This window comes from Psychromonas sp. MME1 (assembly GCF_041080865.1).
GTDB lineage: Bacteria > Pseudomonadota > Gammaproteobacteria > Enterobacterales > Psychromonadaceae > Psychromonas.
The window spans coordinates 2,655,132-2,676,147 of the sequence record NZ_CP160906.1 but is presented as its reverse complement, the minus strand read 5'-3'; the positions used below and the strand labels follow the sequence as shown (position 1 = coordinate 2,676,147).

Genomic DNA, 21,016 nt, shown 5'->3' with positions numbered 1-21,016 from the left:
CTTTATTTTGTTATTCTTTGTTACCTTATGCTCTTTTATTGCGACGAGTTAAACCAAATCCCAAGATAGCTAAACCAAGTAATGCTGCACCTGCTGGAGCAGGAACTACTGTCGCAGAGAAAGTTTTTGATTCACCAACTTGACTCGTAAATAACCATTTGAAAGCGGTTGAGTCATAGCCATTGCCTGAAATAAATCCTGTTCCTGCAATAACGGCTGCGCCATAGTCAACAGAGTTGTAAAGCACGTTGTTAAGATCGAAAGTAAAGCCTCCTGCTGTCCATAAGCTATTTGTAGCGGCGACAGTTGCGAGGTCTGTGAATGTTGCAACAGCCCCTGTACTAACGTAAGGTATAAAGTTGCCTTTTATTACATCGACATTAAAAGTGCCGAAGTCGACAGAGGTAACTACCCCTCCAGCAGCAGTCGTTGTTGCATTACCTGTAAAACTTATCTCACCTTGAATAAGCATTGCTGAAGCGCTACTCGCAGTAAATAAAAGAACTAACGCAATAGATAATAGTGAAAGAAATTTTTTCATCTTATTCTCCTTATGTAGTGGTTTAAAGGCTAACTCGAATATATTGTTGTGGTTGCCTATTTGAGTTAAGCATATAGCAGGCCATTTCTTTTATATTTTTATTTATCAGTTGCTTATAATGAATTGTAATGTTGAACACATTGCGACATGTATATTTTTTCGACATTTTATATAAATTCCTATCATTATAAGATTTTGTATAAAAGGCTTTTTGATGATTGCGTTTTGGAGGGGAATTTCTATTATGTAAAATTGAATGGATTAATATGACGTATAGTCTAATCCTCGTGTGGTTTAAGTGACTTTTTGCTTTTATAAAAAAGCACTGTAATGTTATTTGTAGCCATTACAGTGCTATGCTCTATAGATATAAGCTATTCTTGATTAATCGCGCTTAAATGTTCTTTAATGCTTACATCATCGGGTAACAATTTTGATGCTTGCTCTATCAGTTTTTTACCCGAGGCCTTGTCCTTGGTATTAAATAAAATCCAGCCATATGTATCCAAAATAGCGCCATTATTTGGAGCAAGTTTATATGCCTTTTCTGCAAGTGAGAGTGCTTTGGGGTCGTTTTGTTCAAAATATAACCAGGCTGCGTTATTAAGGCTAGTAATGTCATTTGTTGTTTTTGATAATACTTTCTCATAAAAAACAAGTGCTTGTGTGGTTTTGTTGTGCATTTGCAATTGTAGCGCTTTGTAACGTAATGCCATAATGCTATCAGGTGAATCATCCAACCACTCATCTAGGAATAATTCTGCTGTTGCTGGATTTTTAAGTCGTAATTGTTGATATATCTTATCTGCAACTTGATCATCTTTGTGCTTTTGCCAATAGGTTTGCAATAGCTCAGTGGCTTTCTCTGAGTTTCCCTGTGCGACTTGTAGCTCAGATGCAAGTAACGTAGATAAGGGGGCATTGGGTAATAAAGTTGCTATTTGGTCAATAATTTTCTTAGCTTCGTTGTACTCTTTAGATTGAATTTCAGTATAGGTTAAAAGGCTTAATAGACGAATATCTTTGGGATTTTGTACCAAAGCCTCGATGACCATTTTCCTGGCTGTTGGGTAATCACCGGTGGTAAATGCCGTTTGAGCTTCAATTAATTTTATTTGTAATGTTAAGGAGGCTAAGTTAACTTGATACTTATTTGGTAAACCATTTTCAGCCTCCAGCGCATAGTGCTTCGCCAGTTCCAGTTTATTTTGTTGTAACGTTAAATAAGCTAATGCTAATGCGAGTAAATTAGGTTGATAATTGTCAGGAAGATACGCTTTGGCTTGTAGTGGATCCTTTTGTAAGCGAAGTAAAGTAATAACTAGATCATGATAAGCATTTATTTCAAGGGGGTAATAACCAATTATTTTTTTATAATTTGTTAAATTAATTTGCCAGTATTGCTGCAGTTCATTTACCCGCGCTATGCCATAGAGTGCTTGTAGATTATCTTCTTCGAAGAGCAATATTTTTTCTAAAACTTCTTTTGCTTGATCAAGTTTTTGCTCTGCTAGATAGTAATGTGCAACAACTAATTGGGTTTGGCTATTGCTACTATATTTTTGGGTTAGGTCGGTAACATAGTTATCAGCTTCAGCTTTTTTATCGAGCTTTAACAGTTGTTTGATATATGCAATTTGTAATTTAACGGCTTCAGGATGAATTGATAAAGCGCTGCTTATTGCTTGTAGCCCTTTTTCGGATTGGGGCTCTGCTAAATTGTTGTAGTAATAGTTTTCATAGAGAGCGACATTTATTGACTTAGCATCAAGTTCTTGGGCTTTTTTTAAAGCCGTCAATGCTTTCGTGAAATCTCGTTCTTGGATTGCAGCACTACCGTAAAGCACCCACATGTCGCTATTTCTATTTTCTTCTGGGGTGTTATCAAGTAGATTTAGTACCGCTGCAGACTTGTTTTGCTGTAGTTGTGTTGTGACGAGGAGCTCGGTAAGTTTTTCTGAAGAGGTTTCAGGATCAACGACTTCACTGAGTAACTCTTCGGCACGTTTTAGATCTCCTTCACTATATAAAATTAAACTTAATAATGTAGAGGCTTGTTTATGGGCAGGATGACTGCTTTGAATTTCTTCTAATATTTTTTTTGCGGCTAGAAAATCTTGTTTTTCAAATAATTCAAGTGCTCTGTTGTATTGCATGGAAAGAGATTCTGCACCTGGAAATTCATCTGATAAAATGCGCGAGTATACCATCGCTTCAGCGCTTCTTCCTTGCTGTGTTAATACCGCTGATAAATTCTGAATTATCTGAATTCTTTGATTAGTGAAAATATCGGAAGAAGGCAGTGTTGTTAAAGTATCGGAAAGGTATTTTTCAGCATTGTTGAGGTCGCCGACTTTAATATACAGCATACTTTTTAGATACAAGGCATCGGTATTTTTTACATCTAATTCTATTATTTCATCAAGCCATTTATTACTCGCTGTAATATTGTTAGAAAATGCTTCAATTTTGGCTAGTGCTAACATGCTTGGTATTTTGTATTCAGGGTTGTTAAGTAAGGTTGTAAATGCATCTTGTGCTTCGCTGAACTGGTTGCTGTAGAGCAATTGCTCTGCCTCAACGAATTGTAGGCGTTGCGCTTGAGTTGACAATATTTGCTGCTGTTGTTCAATGAGATGCTGTGCTGATAATAATTTTTGAGATTGTTGATAGGCATCTATCAATGCAAAATAATATTCAGCATTTTTTACACCAGTAAATTTTTCGAGCGATTTTATACTCTCTTGCGGCCGTCCTGATTGTTGATGTATTTCAGCCAATATGAGATAACTTTCAAGTTTATCTGGGCTTATTTTGATTGCATCATTAGCAGCACTAAATGCCGCTTTATATTGGTGCATCGCTAAATAGGCCTGACCCTGTTTGATATAAGCATCTGGATTCGTGTTTTTTTGCGCTTCTTCTGGTTCACCGCAGGCGACTAGCCCTACACAGCTAAAAGCAACTATTGCCAAGGTTTTTATTGCCTTAATCTTTATCCATGTCATTTTCATTTTTATAGATTTCCAGTTTAATTAGCGATGAATAGAGTGAGTTAGTCATTTACATTGATATTATGTTTTTTTATCAAATCATATAATGTCGGACGCGTGATGCCGAGTAACTTAGCTGCTGCTGAGACATTGTTTCCCGTTGCACTAAGGGTGGTTTTTAAGGCATGTATTTCAGCACTGTCCCTTACCACTTTTAAGTTTAGGGGAGAGCTATCAACCGCTTTTAAGCCTAAATCTTCCGCATTAATATATTTTTGTTCGCACATAATCGCAGCCCGAGTGACTTTATTACTCAGTTCACGTATGTTTCCAGGCCAAGAGTATTCTTCAATTGCACTAATGGCTTCCTCTGTAAAGCCGATAATTTTAAGGTTTTCCTTTTGTGCATATTTTTTCAATAGATAGCGAGCTAACAATACCTTATCGCTGCTTCTTTCCCTTAGAGGAGGGATGTCTATTTGTATCTCGGCAATTCGATAGTAGAGATCTTCACGAAAGTCACCACTGGCCATCATCTCTTCTAAATTTCTATTGGTTGCGCAAACAATACGTGTATCCAAATAAATCAATTTACGACCACCAACACGCTCGATTACCTTTTCTTGTAGGAAACGCAGCAATTTTGCCTGTAGTTGCAATGGCATTTCACCTATTTCATCAAGAAATACGGTACCTCCATCAGCGAGTTCAAACTTACCTGCGGTACTTTTTACCGCACCAGTAAATGCGCCTTTTTCATAACCAAATAACTCACTTTCAAATAGGTTCTCAGGTAATGCTGCACAATTGATGGCGACAAATGGTTTTTCAGTGCGGGGACTTAATGTATGGAGTGATTTTGCTAATACTTCTTTACCCGTACCACTTTCTCCAAGTAACAAGCAGGCTGCATTGGTCGGGGCAACTTTTTCAATTAATTTGCATACTTTAAGCATTCTATCGTCGCCTGTAATTAGGCCTTCAAGGTTACTACTTTGACATAGTTGAAAGGCTCTATTTTTAGACTCGAGTTGATGCATATGGAAAGCCCTTTGTACAATGAGTTCTAACGTTGCAGGGTTGACGGGTTTGCTGTAGAAATCATAGGCACCAAGGCTAACGGCTTTAAGGGCGTGATCATTACAATCGTTACCTGTCATAACAATTAACTTCATGTATGGGTTTATTTGCAACGCTTGTTGCAAGAGGGCAAAGCCTTCAGAGACGCCATCGGGATCAGGTGGCAGGCCTAAATCCTGAACCATTACTTGGGGTTCATGCAAGCGAATGGCGACAATCGCATCTTCTAAATTAGCAGCGACAACGACATTATAGTCAGAAAAATGCCACTTTAATTGCGTTTGCAGCCCAATATCATCCTCTACAATTAATAATGTTTGAGCATTGTTTTTGTGCAAAATTATTCCCTTATATTATTTTTATATTAGTATCTTACTGCGATTCGGGTTGCAAAAATTTCTTCGTTATAACCATCGTACTTAGGTGTTTTTCCTTGTTCTTCATGAGATGCAGAAAATTGTACGTATAATGAGTCAGTTATATTATATTTGCTGGATACTTCAAACTGGGTAAATTTTCTCTTACCACCTTCCGATAAATCTGATTGGTTGTGATCTGCGAGTAGACTCGAACTGAGTTTTTCAGTCATTACCCATGTTAATTGTCCTTTTGCGCCATAGCGGTTTTTATCTTTTGTGTCTCCTGAATTTATCGTTGCAACCTCATTATCATGGTCGAAATATAGACGGATATTACTGATTAGCTTGTCGTCAAACATTGCATATTTATCTACAAGTGCTGCACGGGTACGCCAAAATAGTTGGTTTTGGGAGAAGTCTAATTCATCATCTTCCCCGGCTTGTACGGATGAATTAGTTAACTCCCTCGCTGTTATTAATGATAATAGGTGACCCCTTAAAAGTGCATTTATAGTAAAACCATAGTGCGCGCCATTGTAATTTTGTTGTGAGCCATCAACCCATGTTTTACCTGCATTTAATGAATAAACACCTAAAACATACTCGCGTGTTAAGCGAACATCGGCATTATGTTCGTTATAGCTGTTATCGAAATCATCAAACTTATTTTTGCTTGCAGAGTAGCTTAATTCGAGTTTGGACTGATCTGCAAGCAAATATTGCCAGCTTACTTGTCCTTTATTGCTGTTGCTGTCACTTGTGTTACCGCCATTGAACCAGGTTTCACTATGGGAGGCACCTAGGATGATTGAACTTCGTTGAGAATAGCGAATAAACCATTGTAATCCGACATTAAGAAAATCTCGCTCATCTTGGTTACTATCAAGATTAGGCTCACTTTGATTAACGATATAGCGTTGCCGAGTGTGAGTTAGGTTAAACTGTAAATTATCACTAAATAGCCGCTGCTTAATATGGGCACTTCCCGTCCAATAACTATTGTTTTTTAATCGATTGGCACTTTCATTAGCGTATTCGGCATAATAATTTAGTGCAATTTCATTATTATTTTGTTGTTGTTCATAGCCTACGGCAATATCTGCAGTTGGCGTAGAACTGTTCTTTTCATTAGCTGATGTCTTGTAAATATTTGTGCTATACCGATACCCTGCTCCCATCTCTATGAACTTGCTTCTACTATCCCCATCCTCAACTGCGTACACGGTTGCTTGGCTCAGAAGTAGATACCCGAATAGAATAGGACGAGTTTTAACAGATACTTTATTAATATTCATAAATACTATCACTTATTGTTAAGAATAATGCCTGCCAGTTTATCACTACTAATTAAGTCGATACCCATTTGCACTTGAGATGTGCTTACTTGACCATAGCCCACCACTAGAATCGCCATATCACAGATGGAGGCTAATATTTGACTCTCCGCATAGTGCCCAATTGGGGGGGTGTCTAGGATAATGTAGCGGTCTGGATAGCGTTTTTTCGCCATGGCAATAAATTGCTCCATCTTCTCCGATGAAAAATTTTCTGCCGCATGTTCAGTTCTTACACCCGCTGGTATGATCCTGATGCGTCTGATCCCAGATGGGTAGATAATATCTTCTATTTCATCAGTTTCTTCTTCGAGAAAATTGGATAAACCGAGTTCTGGTGTTTCTTTTAAATAATCATTCAGTGCTGGTGAGTAGCTGTTGCAATCAATGATTAACGCTGTTTTACTGTGATCCAGAGCGATACTTGCCGCTAAATTAACGGCAATATGGGTAGTGCCTGCACCTTTGTTAATACCCGATACCATGCAGACAAAATTTTCGTTATTTGATATTTTTAATAGCTTAGTGCGCAACTCTCGATAATCATTGATTGATTTATCATCTTGGCAGCCAGGATAAATAATTTTAAGTTCATCAAGTTCCGTTGGTGTTAATAGCCATTCATCATTCATATTACGAATTTGTTTACGGCTATCGTTTTTCATAGCAATTGCTGTAATGGGGGGTTCATTTACATCAGAGAACTGTAAATTTGAATTTTTAACTGTCATTTAATCATCTCCATTAATTGGCTATATAATGGCGTAAATAGCTCCCTGATTGGTACATCATATTTATGTGCTACAGCAATCGTTATATAAAATGTCATTGCAAAAAGCATATAAATGAATAAAGCGATATTATTAATGCGCTTCTTTTTTCTTTCCGAGTGGTTCAGGCTGTGCTTAATCGTAACCAGAAGAGGAGTGTTTGTAAAAACAGCAAGTTGAGAAGCAAAACGAATTTTATTATCCAATAATATTTTTGCTATAAATATTGCAATCAGAAATAAAATGCCGATGAAAGGACCCGCAGCCACAAAGTGTAGAAACCTTGGTCCCGAAGGCACTGTTGGGTAGCTTGCTGGCTCTTGAATTTTATAGTTAACACCTTGTCCTTCGATATCGAGCACCATTGATAGGCGGGCCTTCTCTTTATTGGCAAGCATATCTTCATATAACGCTTTGATAACCGTGTTATCCCTATTTAACTCAGCCAATTCGGCTTGATTGTTAGCAATTCGTTTGCGTCGCTCATAGGCCTCATCGAGTAATTTCTTAAAGGCTGAAAGTCGGTTTTGAATGGTATTGTGAGCCACTTGAGCCGTTGCAAGTTTACTGCTAAGTTCTTGATACAGAGGGTTGAATTCGTTATTTCCATTGGTGGTGGTTGTTTCTCTGTTTTGTAAGTCATTGATATTTTTTTTGATGTCACTTATTTGATAACGTACCTCGAGCACTTCAGGGTAATCGTCTTTATAGGTGAGCAGTAAATTATTTAGATATTGTTGGCGCTCTTTTAGTCGAGCGTGATACAGAGATGCTTCATAGTCATTTGCAGAAAACTTATCCTGCGAGCGCAACTGCTTTTGTAAGGAAGATATTCGTGTAAGACTTTCCATTTCTTCAATTTTTAAATGTTCAATCTCATTACGTAAATCAGAGATGCGAGCCTCAACTTCCGCCTCTGTGCCATCTAAATGGGTTGATTTGAACGTTTTTAATTTTTCTTCTGCCAGTAATAATTGCTCTTTGTAACTTGCTACTTGCTGTTCTATAAAGTTATAGGCGCTGCGACTTTCATCTCGCTTAGTGTTTGCGCTGTCCTCAACGAATAATAAAACCACTTCGTTAAGTAATCTAAAGGTCATATCGGCATTATTATCAGAATAGGAAATTTTAATATAATTACCTGACATGCCTTCAACTTGTAATTTTTGTCTTAATTCGGTCAGTTTTTTTTCACGACTTGCTGCTGTTGGGTAAATGCTTTTGCCATACACTCGGTCTATGACTTTATTTAATTGTCTGGGGGAGTATATAACGTCGCGAACTTGATCGGTTCTATTCTGTTTTACGTTCGTGACCGATGTTTGCTTACCCAGCAACGGTTTGATGACATTTTGCGTATCAGCGAAAATAGTGACTTCACTATTATACTCTGAGGGTTTAAATATACCTGCAGCGAGGATGGCAAAGCTTATTAAGGTAATGAGAAATATCGCTTTAAATTTACGAAGGGATATTTCTCGCCACAGTACCGCTATATATTTGAATATTTCATTAATTTCCATTTTTAAAAAACACTCTCTGGGACAATAATAATATCTGAAGGGCGTAGCTCGTAGTTGGTGGTTATATCACCATTTTTGATTATGCTGTTGAGTTGTATTGCGTAGCGTTTTGTACCCCCCTTAGTTTTGCGATATAAAACGGCTTTATCTCCGTTCGCAAAGGGGGTTAAGCTACCCGCTTGTAATAACAGATCAAGCACGGTCATACCTTGTCTGTATGGAATTGAAAGTGGTGCTTGAACGGCCCCTGTAATACGTACTCGCGACAAAAATTCAGCGCTTACGGGGGAGGTGACAATGACCGTAACTTCTGGGTTGCGGATGAACTTATTAAGTTTTGTTTTTAACTGTGCGGCTAACTCTTCTGCGGAGAGACCCACGGCTTTTTCGTCACCAACAAGGGGAACTGAAATACGGCCATCGGGTCGAACTGGTACGCTTAATGACAAGTCTGGATTCTGCCACACATTAACATATAGTTGATCTGCCACCCCGATTCGGTATTCTACTGTTTCAATGTCAGCTTCTATTGTATTTTCTTTAGGGGCTTCTAATGATGTGGAACAGCTTGTTATTAAACAAAGGCTTAGCATTAACAGTAATATTTTTTCCATATTATCCTCTCAATTAATTCCATTAATTTGAGCCATTTACTGGCTAGTTATTTTTGTAAGTGTAGTTCATCTGTTTTTTTTTCAGCGCCATTTAAGGGTAAATAAATTGTGAATTTTGTGCCTTTCCCCACAACACTATCAACAAAAACCTCTCCTTGCAATGAGTGGATCAGTTCTCGAATCTGATATGCGCCGATTCCCATTCCTTGATCTTGTTTAGTACTAGAAAAGGGTTTGAATAATTGCTCTTTAATAAAGGTTTTGTCCATGCCGCAACCGCTATCCTTGACTTCTAACCATAGTGCCTGGCTTTCACTGCTCAATTTTATCGTAATGCGCCCATCATCCGGAGTGGCGTCTTGAGCATTTTTAATCAAATGGTAGAGTGCCATTTGTAACTTATCCTTATCTGCCATGACAAAGGCATTTGGCCCATCTATAGCTAGTGCTGGTATGGGGAGATGAGATGCATTCATGTCAATGGCATTTTGTAAGAGTTCGTTGACATTGACAGACTCTAGTTTTCCATGTGGGTTACCCTGTAGTTTTACCAATAGCTGATCCATTTTTTCAACTGAGTTGGAGATTGTTAATATGACATCGTTAAGAAAATCAGGGTGAGACTTGAACTTCTCTGCATTTTTAATCATTAAACTCTGCTGTGCAATAAGGTTTTTTATATCGTGAACGGCAAAAGCGGTTATTTTGTTAAACAGATCAAATTGCTGATTTTGAATTAATTTTTCTGATGCTTGATGGTTGCTAATATAACTCGCAATTTGTCGCCCAGTTAATTTTAATATGTCTAAATCTTCCCAAGTTAAGGATGAATTTATCGTCTCCTTACATAATACTGCAAAGCCAATTAGCCCTTCATGTGTATTTAAAGGGACGATTACCCAAGCATCTTTTGTATCGACAAACCATTTGGGTAAATATTTGTTATTAAATGAGTCATGTTTACCCGTATATCGAGGAGCCTGAAAGACCCATTCATCTGCAGCCATTAATTCAATAAATTGGCTATTATTCACTTCAATCGCTCGTGAAGCAGGTAATTGAAAGTTCTTTAATGCGATTGGGGAATAAAATTGTGGCCCTTTAAGCCAAATCCCACCACTTTTACATTTGAATAGCGTGGTTATCGTAGCTAATGCTATTTCATAGCCGTTGTTATCCTTACGTTTTTGTGAAAGCAGTGCATCTAAATCAATCCATTGTTTTTGATAGTCATATTTCTTATTAAAGAAATTTTTACTGACCCAAACGGTAACTAGCTCGCGAAATCGCTCCATGCATGAAAGTGCTGCGATTGCAAATAGTGCCATAACATATAGCAGGATTTGTATCACCGCAGCCCACTCTACATTAAAAAACCTAACTACAATCCCGAGTAAGGACATGAAAATCAAGAAAATGCCGGCCAATATAAAGCTGGTGTTAAAAATGATGATCGACCGTGAAAATTGAAATTTGTTATCCTGACGCTGATGGAAAGGATAGATAATAATCGATAAAGCCAGGATCAATGAAGTAGCGGAACTAATGAATCCCCTTGCGTACCAAAGATTCTGATTTTCATAACTAAATAGCAATAAATTGCAGAAAACCAACATGTCATAGGAGAGCAGTGTGATAGCGATTAGCGCGACTAATTTACCAACGCGACTAGCGTGTTTATATCTAAACAGTTGTTCAGCAATAACAATGGTGGCTAAACAGAGAACTATTTTTATATATAGCCATGATTTTAAATGCAATAATGGGGCTAATTCATTGTCTATCCCACTCACCCATAGCGCACAAGCGATTGCTATTGATCCATATAATAAAATTGACCAGTATAATGGAAGGCGTTTTTTTTGTGCATACATCAGTAGATATATAAGTACAAAGGACCAAGCCATGTAACGCAGTATTTCAAGTAGTTGGAATTGATAACTAGTGGGAATGGTGTAAAAGGGATTATTAGTTAAGCTAACATGCCAAATAGCGGTGAAAATGGCTAGGAGAGAAAAACTCAGTTTTATTTTTATATTTTCTATCTTTATGAGAGCCGTCAACGCCAATGCAATTTCGACACAGGCGATTAAGTAGCTGTATAGTGTTAGCTTTGAGTAATAATCCATCATAAGCGAGTTTACCATCCCGTCGTAAATATATGAGCTAGCGTCAGTAACATCAGTGTTACTGACGGATATAATCGCAAACTCTCTATTTTTACCTTGATTAAAGTTAGCAGTATTATTTAATACAATTAGTTATTTAAGTAACGGACTTTTTAAATGGTTTATAGTATTCCTCGTGTATCAATAACTACTTTAGTTGCAAATTGCGTTTTATCTGCAGTCTTAAATTCGTGGTGATCAACAAGTATTACAATCACATTGGCTTCCTCTAATGCGCTTTTTAATGTGGCAAATTTGACGCCTGCAGTTTGTAAGTATTGAGGTAATGATTTGATATTTGGCTCTACAGCGAGTAGTTGCCCGATATTTTTTTCCATTAATTGTTCAACGATTTGTAATGCAGGGCTTTCTCGTAAATCGTCAATATCGGCTTTGAATGATAAGCCAAGGCAGGCAATAACTGGGCGCTTGAATTCATCTGCTGCCTGTATAACTTGTTTTACGACATAGTGTGGTTTGTGATCATTGGTTAAGCGCGCTTGTCTAATCAGCTGGGCCTCTTCTGGACAGCTATCAACAATAAACCAAGGATCAACGGCGATACAATGTCCACCTACGCCTGGGCCTGGATTTAAAATGTTCACGCGAGGGTGGCGGTTCGCCAGTGCGATTAACTCCCAAACGTTGATCTTTAACTTATCACTTATTACTGACAGTTCATTCGCAAAAGCGATATTGACATCTCGAAAAGAGTTTTCAGTTAATTTTGCCATTTCAGCGGTGCGAGCATTAGTGATAATGCACTCTCCGCGAACAAAAATGCGGTACAACTCTACGGCTAGATCGCTGCAGGTTTTACTCATGCCACCAATAACGCGATCATTAGAGACAAGCTCTTGCAATACATGTCCAGGTAAGACTCGTTCAGGACAATAAGCGATTTTAATGTCGGCATCATCTTCCTTATCCTGTGGAAACGATAAATCGGGACGCGCCTCTGCAAGCCAAGCGGCGAGTTTTTCCGTTGTACCCACTGGAGATGTCGATTCTAGAATAACCAAATTTCCCTTTTCTAATACGGGAGCGATAGTATTTGCTGCGGACTTTATGTAACTAAGGTCGGGTTGATGGCTATCGTCATTACTATGAATGAAGGGGGTCGGGACGGCAACGATAAATGCATCTGCTGGCTCGGCAATGGTAACTGCTCTTAAGCTATTCGTCGAAACCACACTACGAACAACAATATCTAAGTCAGGCTCAACAATATGTATTTTTCCCGCATTAATGGTCTCTACCGCGGTCTGATTGACTTCTACGCCTACCACTTCCACGCCCCTAGAAGCGATAATCGCCGCCGTTGGTAGGCCTATATAACCGAGGCCAATAACGGAAACTTTTTTGAATGTTGAAGTCGGTACTTTAACGTTACTTATTACACTATCCATACGATTAACTGTCCTTAGATAATCTATTAATTGCTGAAATGTTGCTTTATTTTTTCGAGTATATGTTTACAAGCGTGCCCATCTCCATAGGGGTTATGGGCTTTACTCATTTTACTGTAAAGGAGTTGATCTTGTAATAAATGGTCAATGTTAGAGACGATTTTTTGTTTATCGGTACCCACCAATTGAACCGTACCGGCCATGACCGCTTCTGGACGCTCTGTTACATCACGCATGACTAATACCGGTTTTCCTAAGCTTGGGGCCTCTTCTTGAATACCACCTGAGTCGGTCAAAATTAAATAAGATTTATTCATTAAGTAGACGAAAGGAAGGTAATCTAGCGGTTCAATTAAATGTATATTACTGTGCCCGTGCAAAATTCTGTTCACAGGCTCTCTGACATTCGGATTAAGGTGCACGGGATATACAATTTGTATCTCTGCATGTTTACTGGCAACTTCGGCTAATGCTTCGCAGATTCGTTCAAACCCATTACCAAAACTTTCTCTTCTATGTCCCGTTACCAAAATCAGTTTTTTATCGGCCTCTAATTGTGGAAACTGAGTCGCGAGAGAGTCTGTTAATTGGGCATTATTGTTGAGTTTGTCAGTGACCATCATTAATGCATCGATTACGGTATTACCCGTCACGGCAATCTTCTCAGTCGCGATTCCTTCATTGAGTAGATTAGCTTGGGAGCTTACTGTTGGTGCAAAATGAAGTTCGGTAATAGCACCGGTTAGTTTACGGTTTCCCTCTTCTGGCCAAGGGGAGTTTAAATTGTAAGTACGTAAACCCGCTTCAACATGACCGACAGGGATTTGCTGATAAAACGCAGCTAATGCAGCTGATAATGTGGTGGAGGTATCCCCATGGACTAAGACCATTTGGGGTTTAAACTCGCTCATAATAGGGGCGAGACCAAGTAAAATCTTGCTTGTGATATCCGATAGAGATTGACCCGCTTTCATAATGTTAAGGTCATAATCTGGTGTGATGCTAAACAACTCGAGAACTTGATCAAGCATCTCTCTATGTTGAGCGGTAACACAGACTTTACTTTCAAATTCTGTATCTTTACTCAATGCATCAACAAGGGGGGCCATTTTTATGGCTTCTGGTCGGGTACCAAAAATAGTTAATACTTTTATAGCCATAATTTGCTCAATATTATCGTTTGCATTATAAACCTTAATGATGGTAATGAACTAATTATTGTTAACATTTGCTAAACATTTTCATTACCTAAAGGTAACATTGGAGTAGTATACCAAATAATCTTCCATTTATAGATCGACAAACAATTATATTTCTACCTTGGTCATAGAAAATACTATTTTATAAAAAGAATGTAGCTAATCATTACATATTTGTGAAAAATTATCTGTATATTAAACCTTAGTGAGGAGAAAACTTCAATTATCTTGTTGATATAAATGTGTTATATTTTTTATCATGATAAGTGAAACGGTATTTTACGGAATAGTTTGCAGTGAGGTTCTATTGTGATTAAAGTCATTACAGAGTGGCGAGATTTCGATTCTCTCAAAGATGATTGGGAGGCTTTACTGAGGCAATCAGATGCAGACAATATTTTTCTCACTTGGGAGTGGATTAATTGCTGGCAAAAGGCGCAGGAAGCCCCACTAAAACCCTATATTATTGTCATTCAAGAAGATCTCAAACCGATTGCAATCGCCCCATTCTATATGCAAATGTATCGATTGGTAAATTTAGTAACTTATAAAGCATTGCGCTGTCTTGGTGACAAAAATTCTGGAGCTGAATATGCGAATTTCATTGTTAAAGCCGAGCGGAGTGATGAGCTAAAAACTTTATTATGGGGCAGTTTATTGAGCCCTGAGCGCAAAGATGATTGGGATTTTATCTGGTTCAGTAATATCTCTGCTTGGACAAAGGGGGGAGAGACCCTGCTTCAATCGCTGGCGAACGTTAAAAAGCTGCACAGTCATCGCCGTAAAGTTGAGTTTGCGCAAACGTATTTAAACGCGTGGCCCACCGATTTTTTGCCTAAATTGTCGAAGAGTTTACGCACGAATATTCGCCAAACTAGCCGTCGTTTGGATAAGACTGGTCCATGGAAAATTGTGGTTAGTGACATGGTTGACGATATAAGTGAAACCCTTGAAATGTTATTTCAATTACATAATAAACATTGGGCGAATGCGGGTGGCGGGACGTTTCAAAGACGTCCTGAATTGGTTGATTTCTATCGTCACTTTGTGCCGTTGGCGCTAAAAAAAGGGTGGTTATGGTTGCTTAGACTTGAGAGTCAGGGTGAAATTCAAGCGATGCAGCTCGGTTATGTCTATAACAATCAGTTTTTGGCCATTCAAGAAGGTTACAATCCCGATTTTATACCGGGAATAGGGCAAGTTTTACGCCATTATTCGTTTAATCAATGTCTTCGAGAAGGGCTCGACTGTTATGATTTTTTAGGCGTTTATACCGACCATAAAAGGCGCTGGCTTGCCGAGAAAAAATTGGGGGTTAACCTTTTCATTTGGCAAAATAAAATGAAAAACACCCCCTTTGCGGTAAAAGAAATATGGCCTACGGGACGTTATCTACAACCATTGTAAGCACTATTTAATGCCACTTAATGGTGGTGTTAAATGTTTGCTCTCCGCTAACTTTTCCTTTAACGACCAGCGCGGTTATGGGCGTGCGTTGGTGGTAACCGCGACTTACCCAGCCTAATGATGGATGGTTGGGGTCGTCATGCCATTCTCCGTGAATGCTTTGTACGGTTAAATTTTCAGGCAGTGAGATAACAACGCTGTTTTCTCCTAAAATTAAGCGGCAAGTGTGGTCTGATATTTGTAGGTCGCGGCAATATTCCGATAGATGAAAATAGATGGCTATATCATGCGCGCCTTGCGATACAATCTTGTCGTAAATATGCAATTGTTTTTTCTGTGAATTTAATTCTACTGTTCGTTGATGCATTAATGGATAAGATAGTCTCTGGTAACCATTGTGTTGACCCGATACGACTCCACCGTTCTCCGTTGGCTCCCAAAGTAAGCATTGTGCATGTGCATGTTGTTCCCACATAAAGGGTCCCGTCATGACAGATTGGTCTAAACCGTCTACTTCCAATGTATTATGTGCTTGGGTTTTTCTAAACTGATCTCGCCATTTTGGAAAGCTGTAATAATCATAGGTGCCACTGTCGACTAATAGATCTTTACCGTTGATTCGCATCACCAAACTAAGTGCATCAGCGTGTCCATGTGCTGCAATCGAAGTGTAGCCGAGTTCGGCACAATCGAATAAAACACTGACCTGATCGTGATTATCTAAACATCCCGCTTGCAATAAAAAGTATCCAGATTCTATAAACTGGCGTGACAGCAAAGGTGTTGTTGCATGTGCCAACGGCTGCAGTTTTCTTTGTTTACGTTGATGAAATAACCAAAATGCCGATTCACTTGGCTGCTCATAGTTGATGGCAAATATTTCATTGCCATAGAGATGACCTGCAAGGTCACAGAGTGCATTGATATTGTGGACATGGTCTCCCAGATCAAGTACATAGCCATCATCTTGGTCGCCGACCATCGGATAATTGTCCCCCCCCTGTGCAACTAATGCGATAAATTCAGCAAGTTTGTTTAGTGTGTGCATATAATCATCTGAGAAGCGAACTTCTTGCCATTCGCCCATTTGTGATGAAAATAGGTAAAACTGGAAGACAAAAAATTGGTAGCTAAAACCATGCTCTTTACTACAGCCATCGATAAATGTTTGTGCTTGAATTTCTCTCTCTAATACGGCTTTACTTTTTTCTCGCCAATGTTTAGCCTCTTTGAACATAGAAAAATAACTGGCGGCAATGTAAACGCCAGCCGCTTCTCCAACTAAATGATTATTTGCTGATGATCCCTGTGAAAACTTACCACTGACATCGCGGCAATGTAAATAAACAGACTGTAATACGCGTCTTTTAAATTCCCCAGTAAATAAACCTGAATCTAGCATTAAATCAATTGCCCAGACCCAGTTAATCATTCGGATGCCTAATTCAAGAGGGTTGCGCCAGTTCATGCCATAACCGTAAGGATTAGCGTCTAACCAGCAGGTGATTTGTGAGACAATACCCTGTGCGTACTTTAACTCTTTGCTAACTTGGTAAGCGCGTGCCAAAACAACAAGTTGATGGTGACGATTTGGCTCCCAAACCAATTTGCAATCGCCATTTTTACTAATATCCCTATAATTGACTGACATAATCGGGGCGAGGCTTGTTTGCATCCCCGTTGCATGGTCTTTATGCCAATTAATAGGCGTTTCTAAATCATGATCTTGTAGGTCAAAATAGCTAAGTTTGTGTTGTAAAACCTTATCCGCTTTATTGATTAACGCAGGACGCCACTGGGGAATGAAATCGTTTATTTCACCAACAAAAACACGGAAGGGAGGCGCGAAGGGGGCCTTTTCTTGATAAGCAGCAATAAATTTTGCTTGAGATATGCAATTGCATTTGACCCGATAATGTTCAATAAGTGCCGATGACAATGAAGTGATACGCCAAATTATTTCTTTAGGCGACATGGTTTTAATACGTTTTATATACCAAGAGAGTGTTTGCATAAAATCTTCTTATTGGGATGTTTCAATATGAATAGGCTGATTAGCGAATGCGACCGCGAAGTCAGTGGTCGCTTTTAATGCTGATTGCTCATTTTCGCTATTATAATCGAATGCGATAGCAACTAAACTAGCCCCTGGTTTGCCCTTTAGTGCTGCCAGTAACTCATGCCATTTTGCCTGTTTTTTATCGGCTACAAAACGGCCATCAACGTAATACCAATAGGCAATAATTCGAGAACGATAGCTATTTTTACGAAGCGTTATTAGGTTGATTTGTTGCAGTTTTGAGTGGTTTAGAGTAACTCTTTTTTGGTCTACGATAACCCAGCGATTTTTATCAAATAATCGATTCCCTACAAAAATCATTTCAGCACCTTGTTGTTGTCGAACATAGTTTGCTAGGTAAACCTGTATTAAGTTTTCATTCTGGCTATAGTAGCTGAATTCTTCATTTGCAGCGCCAATTGAGAGGGGGAACCAATTGTGGCTTTCTGCCTTGTTGATGACAATCAGTTTATAATGTGGAATGTTTGGCAATACAAATTTGTATTTAGGATCAAAATTAGAGGAGATAAAGTGTGTGCAAACTGCAAAGGCGATGATGATGGTCGGAATCCCTAATAGATACCATTTATTAATATAGTCGAGTGACTCCGTTGTTTTAATTTTTTCGACAATATCTACTTTATCTACTTTTTGTTCGCCAAAATAAGTATTACCTATAATGATCACTGGTATAAAGCACCCTGCAAATACGAGCCAACCAAAAGTGAGGTGGTCCTGCACGATAAAATGCTGCATGGCTGTTTGGCTGCCGACAATAATAATGGTTGATATACGGATCCAATTGGCAATAATCGCCACGGTGATAGCGATAAAAAAGAATAGGATGCCAGCTTTACGTGAAAGGTGATTGATTTGTGCGACAAAAAGCGCATATAGTGCTGAAGCTAAAAAGAAGCCCAATCCAGAGCATGCCTCTTCAACAATAAAAGTACCTCCGGGGGTTAGTAGTTCATACCCGTTTCGGATTATTTCAAAGTTTAAGAGATCAACAAGGTGGAAGCTTACCCAAGTTGAAATAGAGCGCAACGGAAGTTGTATTATGCTCCAGATTGGGAGAATGAGCAGTATCATGGCAAGTGGTAAAAATAGTTTCTTGACTATTTTGAAGCCCCAGAAGCTTGCCAATAAAGATAACAGGACAAGAAATAGGCTGGCTATCTGTAATTGACCAATAGCTGCAATATTAGCAACAAAGAGGAGTAAATTACTGGCACACAATAACAGCAAGCTAAAGTGATTAACCTGTGGCTCAGCAAAGATATCTTTTTTCTGCCAAATGATATACATCGCCACCGCTAATCCTAATAAACCATGGTTATAGGGACCGGTACTCCACCACTCATCGAACACCTCAAAAACAGCCGATGAATTAATAATTAAAAGGAGTAGAAAATTTAAAAGGAAAAATGATGCTACTGTAATTCTATTCCATGCCCACATATAATTATCCCTAATATGATATTATCTACCATTATCTTATTTTTGTTGTGAATGGTGTTTATGATATTAGTTATATTTTTCATGTAAAGCGCAGTTTTTCAACTTATGCCGCATAAATATCAAGGCTCCATCAAAAAAGACTCTGCTTATTGTGTCATCTCGTGTTATTTTAATAAAATATTGCCTTTAAAGAGTTTACTTTTTACAAGGCGGAAAGGTTGTTAATTGTACACGCAGCTTTCACACAACAATAGCATCATGATATTTTCGACTAGGGAGAGTGGTTTATGTCAGTATTACAAGGTGCATCAAGCACCCCCCTTTCAACATTTGATGTCAAGAATAGTAGAGTATCTTTATTTGGTATTGCTATTCATGCATTAACTTCAGATCAGGCTATCAATAATATTGACAGCGCGATCAAGAACAGACAATCACTGCATATCGGCATGTTAAATGCTGCGAAAATTGTCAATATGAAACGAAATCCTGGATTAAATGATGATGTTCTCAGCTCGAATATGATTTTGGCCGATGGTAGTTCGGTAGTGCTCGCGAGTAAGTTATTAAGAAAAAAATTGCCTGAACGTGTTGCTGGTATTGATTTAATGTTTAGTATTTTAGCGAAAGGGAATACAGAGGGCTATCGCGTTTTTTGTCTCGGAGCAACGCCGGAGGTCTCTGCTAAAGTCGAAGCTGAAATTCGTAAAACCTATCCCGGTGTCGTTATTGCGGGAACTCAGCATGGTTACTTTAGTGACGATGAAGAAGCGGCGGTGGCGCAGAGAATTGCCGATTCTCAAGCGGATGTTTTATTTGTCGCCATCACCTCACCTAAAAAAGAACAATTTATGGCGCGCTGGAATAAAACAATGCGCGTTCCTGTTGTGCATGGTGTTGGTGGATCCTTTGATGTCTTTGCTGGGAAAGTAGAGCGAGCACCGCTGCTATGGCAAAAATGGGGATTGGAGTGGTTATATCGAGTCAAGCAGGAGCCAAGGCGTTTATGGAAGCGCTATTTAGTGACCAATACCCTGTTTTTAGGTTTGTTAATCAAAGAATTTTTTCTTCCAAGTAAACCCCTTTAGTTAGTCATGGACGCGCATTAAAGATGATCAAGAATAAAAAACAACAGCTAATTTATTTAGCAGCAGCTAGCCATTCCGGATCGACGATGACAGCGATGTTACTCGGTGCTCATCCAGACTTATGCAGTGTAGGAGAGTTGAAGGCGGTGCATTTAGGGGATCAAGATAGCTATCTTTGTTCTTGTAAAACACTGGTCTCTCAATGTTCATTCTGGAAAGGAGTAAGTGAAAAGATGGCGCAGCGTGGGCAGGAGTTTTGTATCACTTGCGCTGAGACCGATATCCGAACCGGAGCAACACCATATATATTACGGTTGCTTAAACCCTTGGTTCGTGGTCCATTCCTTGAGTTTATTAGAGATATTTTATTATCACCATCTCCGACATGGCGTAAACAGTTGCCCAAATTGCAAAAGCGTAATGCTGATTATGTCAGCGCAATCGCTGAACAGGCGAATGTTGAGGCAGTTGTAGACTCTTCAAAAATTGGTATTCGCCTTAAATATTTACTGAAAAACAAAGACCTCGACATTAAGGTCATTTGGGTGGTAAGGGACGGTAGAGGTGTCGCATTAGCCTATAAGAATCCTTCAGATTTTGCTGATGCAAAAGATCCTAAGTTGCGAGGCGGGGGGGCAGGTAAAACCCAAGAAAAAGGGCGTTCGATTGAAGTTGGGGCACATGAATGGGTGCGGTGTAATCAAGAAACGCAAGCGGTGTTGGCAACCATGGATAGAGATAAGTGGATTAAGGTGCATTATGAAGATATTTGTAATAACACCGAACAAACGCTTGATACTCTCTTTGAGTTTATTGGTGTTGACCCAAACAAAAAGCGGTTAGATTTTAAAACCGTTGAACACCATGTTGTCGGTAATGGTATGCGTTTGGATGATTCTGAAGTTATTAAGCTTGATGATCGTTGGAAAGAACAGATGAGCGAATCGGATCTTAAGCGATTTTACGATGTGGCTGGCGAATATCATACAAAGTTAGGTTATACAAAATAAT

General features: G+C 38.9%; 15 protein-coding genes. 3 read left to right on the top strand and 12 right to left on the bottom strand.

What is annotated here, in order from left to right:
• Window positions 1-25: 25 nt before the first annotated feature.
• The 10 genes from AB2N10_RS12240 to wecB all read right to left on the bottom strand — a co-directional run bounded on the left by AB2N10_RS12240 (window position 26) and on the right by wecB (window position 13,951).
• Window positions 26-541 carry a PEP-CTERM sorting domain-containing protein gene (locus AB2N10_RS12240; protein WP_354622661.1) on the bottom strand — a complete coding sequence of 172 codons (516 nt, stop codon included), beginning with the start codon at window positions 539-541 and terminating at the stop codon, window positions 26-28.
• 374 nt (window positions 542-915) lie between these two features.
• Complete coding sequence (locus AB2N10_RS12235) at window positions 916-3,555, bottom strand: tetratricopeptide repeat protein (protein WP_354622660.1); 2,640 nt, start codon at window positions 3,553-3,555, stop codon at window positions 916-918.
• 41 nt (window positions 3,556-3,596) lie between these two features.
• A complete protein-coding gene (gene prsR, locus AB2N10_RS12230; RefSeq protein WP_369433907.1) occupies window positions 3,597-4,952 on the bottom strand; it encodes a PEP-CTERM-box response regulator transcription factor in 1,356 nt (451 codons plus the stop codon).
• A gap of 26 nt (window positions 4,953-4,978) precedes the next feature.
• Entirely contained in the window at window positions 4,979-6,268 is a 1,290-nt protein-coding gene (locus AB2N10_RS12225) for a hypothetical protein (RefSeq protein ID WP_354622659.1), read from the bottom strand.
• 8 nt (window positions 6,269-6,276) lie between these two features.
• Complete coding sequence (locus AB2N10_RS12220) at window positions 6,277-7,038, bottom strand: AAA family ATPase (protein ID WP_354622658.1); 762 nt, start codon at window positions 7,036-7,038, stop codon at window positions 6,277-6,279.
• A complete protein-coding gene (locus AB2N10_RS12215; RefSeq protein ID WP_354622657.1) occupies window positions 7,035-8,600 on the bottom strand; it encodes an XrtA system polysaccharide chain length determinant in 1,566 nt (521 codons plus the stop codon). The genes AB2N10_RS12220 and AB2N10_RS12215 overlap by 4 nt, the downstream gene beginning before the upstream one ends.
• Before the next feature lie 2 nt (window positions 8,601-8,602).
• Entirely contained in the window at window positions 8,603-9,214 is a 612-nt protein-coding gene (locus AB2N10_RS12210) for an XrtA/PEP-CTERM system exopolysaccharide export protein (RefSeq protein ID WP_354622656.1), read from the bottom strand.
• Between the two features lie 47 nt (window positions 9,215-9,261).
• Window positions 9,262-11,346 carry an XrtA/PEP-CTERM system histidine kinase PrsK gene (prsK, locus tag AB2N10_RS12205; protein ID WP_369433906.1) on the bottom strand — a complete coding sequence of 695 codons (2,085 nt, stop codon included), beginning with the start codon at window positions 11,344-11,346 and terminating at the stop codon, window positions 9,262-9,264.
• A gap of 158 nt (window positions 11,347-11,504) precedes the next feature.
• Window positions 11,505-12,791 (bottom strand): UDP-N-acetyl-D-mannosamine dehydrogenase, encoded by a 1,287-nt coding sequence (wecC, locus tag AB2N10_RS12200; RefSeq protein WP_354622654.1) that lies wholly within the window; start codon window positions 12,789-12,791, stop codon window positions 11,505-11,507.
• A gap of 26 nt (window positions 12,792-12,817) precedes the next feature.
• Window positions 12,818-13,951, bottom strand: a complete 1,134-nt coding sequence (wecB, locus tag AB2N10_RS12195) for a non-hydrolyzing UDP-N-acetylglucosamine 2-epimerase (protein ID WP_354622653.1) — start codon at window positions 13,949-13,951, stop codon at window positions 12,818-12,820.
• 348 nt (window positions 13,952-14,299) lie between these two features.
• Between wecB and AB2N10_RS12190 the strand changes: the two genes are divergently transcribed.
• Window positions 14,300-15,397 (top strand): GNAT family N-acetyltransferase, encoded by a 1,098-nt coding sequence (locus AB2N10_RS12190; RefSeq protein WP_354622652.1) that lies wholly within the window; start codon window positions 14,300-14,302, stop codon window positions 15,395-15,397.
• 7 nt (window positions 15,398-15,404) lie between these two features.
• Here the strand turns inward: AB2N10_RS12190 and AB2N10_RS12185 are convergent, their stop codons facing one another.
• Window positions 15,405-17,411, bottom strand: coding sequence for an alginate lyase family protein (locus tag AB2N10_RS12185; protein ID WP_354622651.1), 2,007 nt, complete (start codon window positions 17,409-17,411; stop codon window positions 15,405-15,407).
• A 9-nt stretch (window positions 17,412-17,420) separates the two neighbouring features.
• The gene (locus AB2N10_RS12180; RefSeq protein WP_354622650.1) at window positions 17,421-18,917 is read right to left on the bottom strand and encodes an exosortase C-terminal domain/associated protein EpsI; all 1,497 of its coding nucleotides are present in this window, start codon (window positions 18,915-18,917) and stop codon (window positions 17,421-17,423) included.
• A 287-nt stretch (window positions 18,918-19,204) separates the two neighbouring features.
• Here AB2N10_RS12180 and AB2N10_RS12175 point away from each other — a divergent pair, with 287 nt between their 5' ends.
• Together AB2N10_RS12175 and AB2N10_RS12170 are read left to right on the top strand one after the other, a co-directional pair.
• Window positions 19,205-20,005, top strand: a complete 801-nt coding sequence (locus tag AB2N10_RS12175) for a WecB/TagA/CpsF family glycosyltransferase (RefSeq protein WP_354622649.1) — start codon at window positions 19,205-19,207, stop codon at window positions 20,003-20,005.
• Window positions 20,006-20,028: 23 nt separating this feature from the next.
• On the top strand, window positions 20,029-21,015 hold the full coding sequence (locus tag AB2N10_RS12170) for a sulfotransferase domain-containing protein (protein ID WP_354622648.1): 987 nt from the start codon (window positions 20,029-20,031) through the stop codon (window positions 21,013-21,015).
• Window position 21,016: the final 1 nt, after the last annotated feature.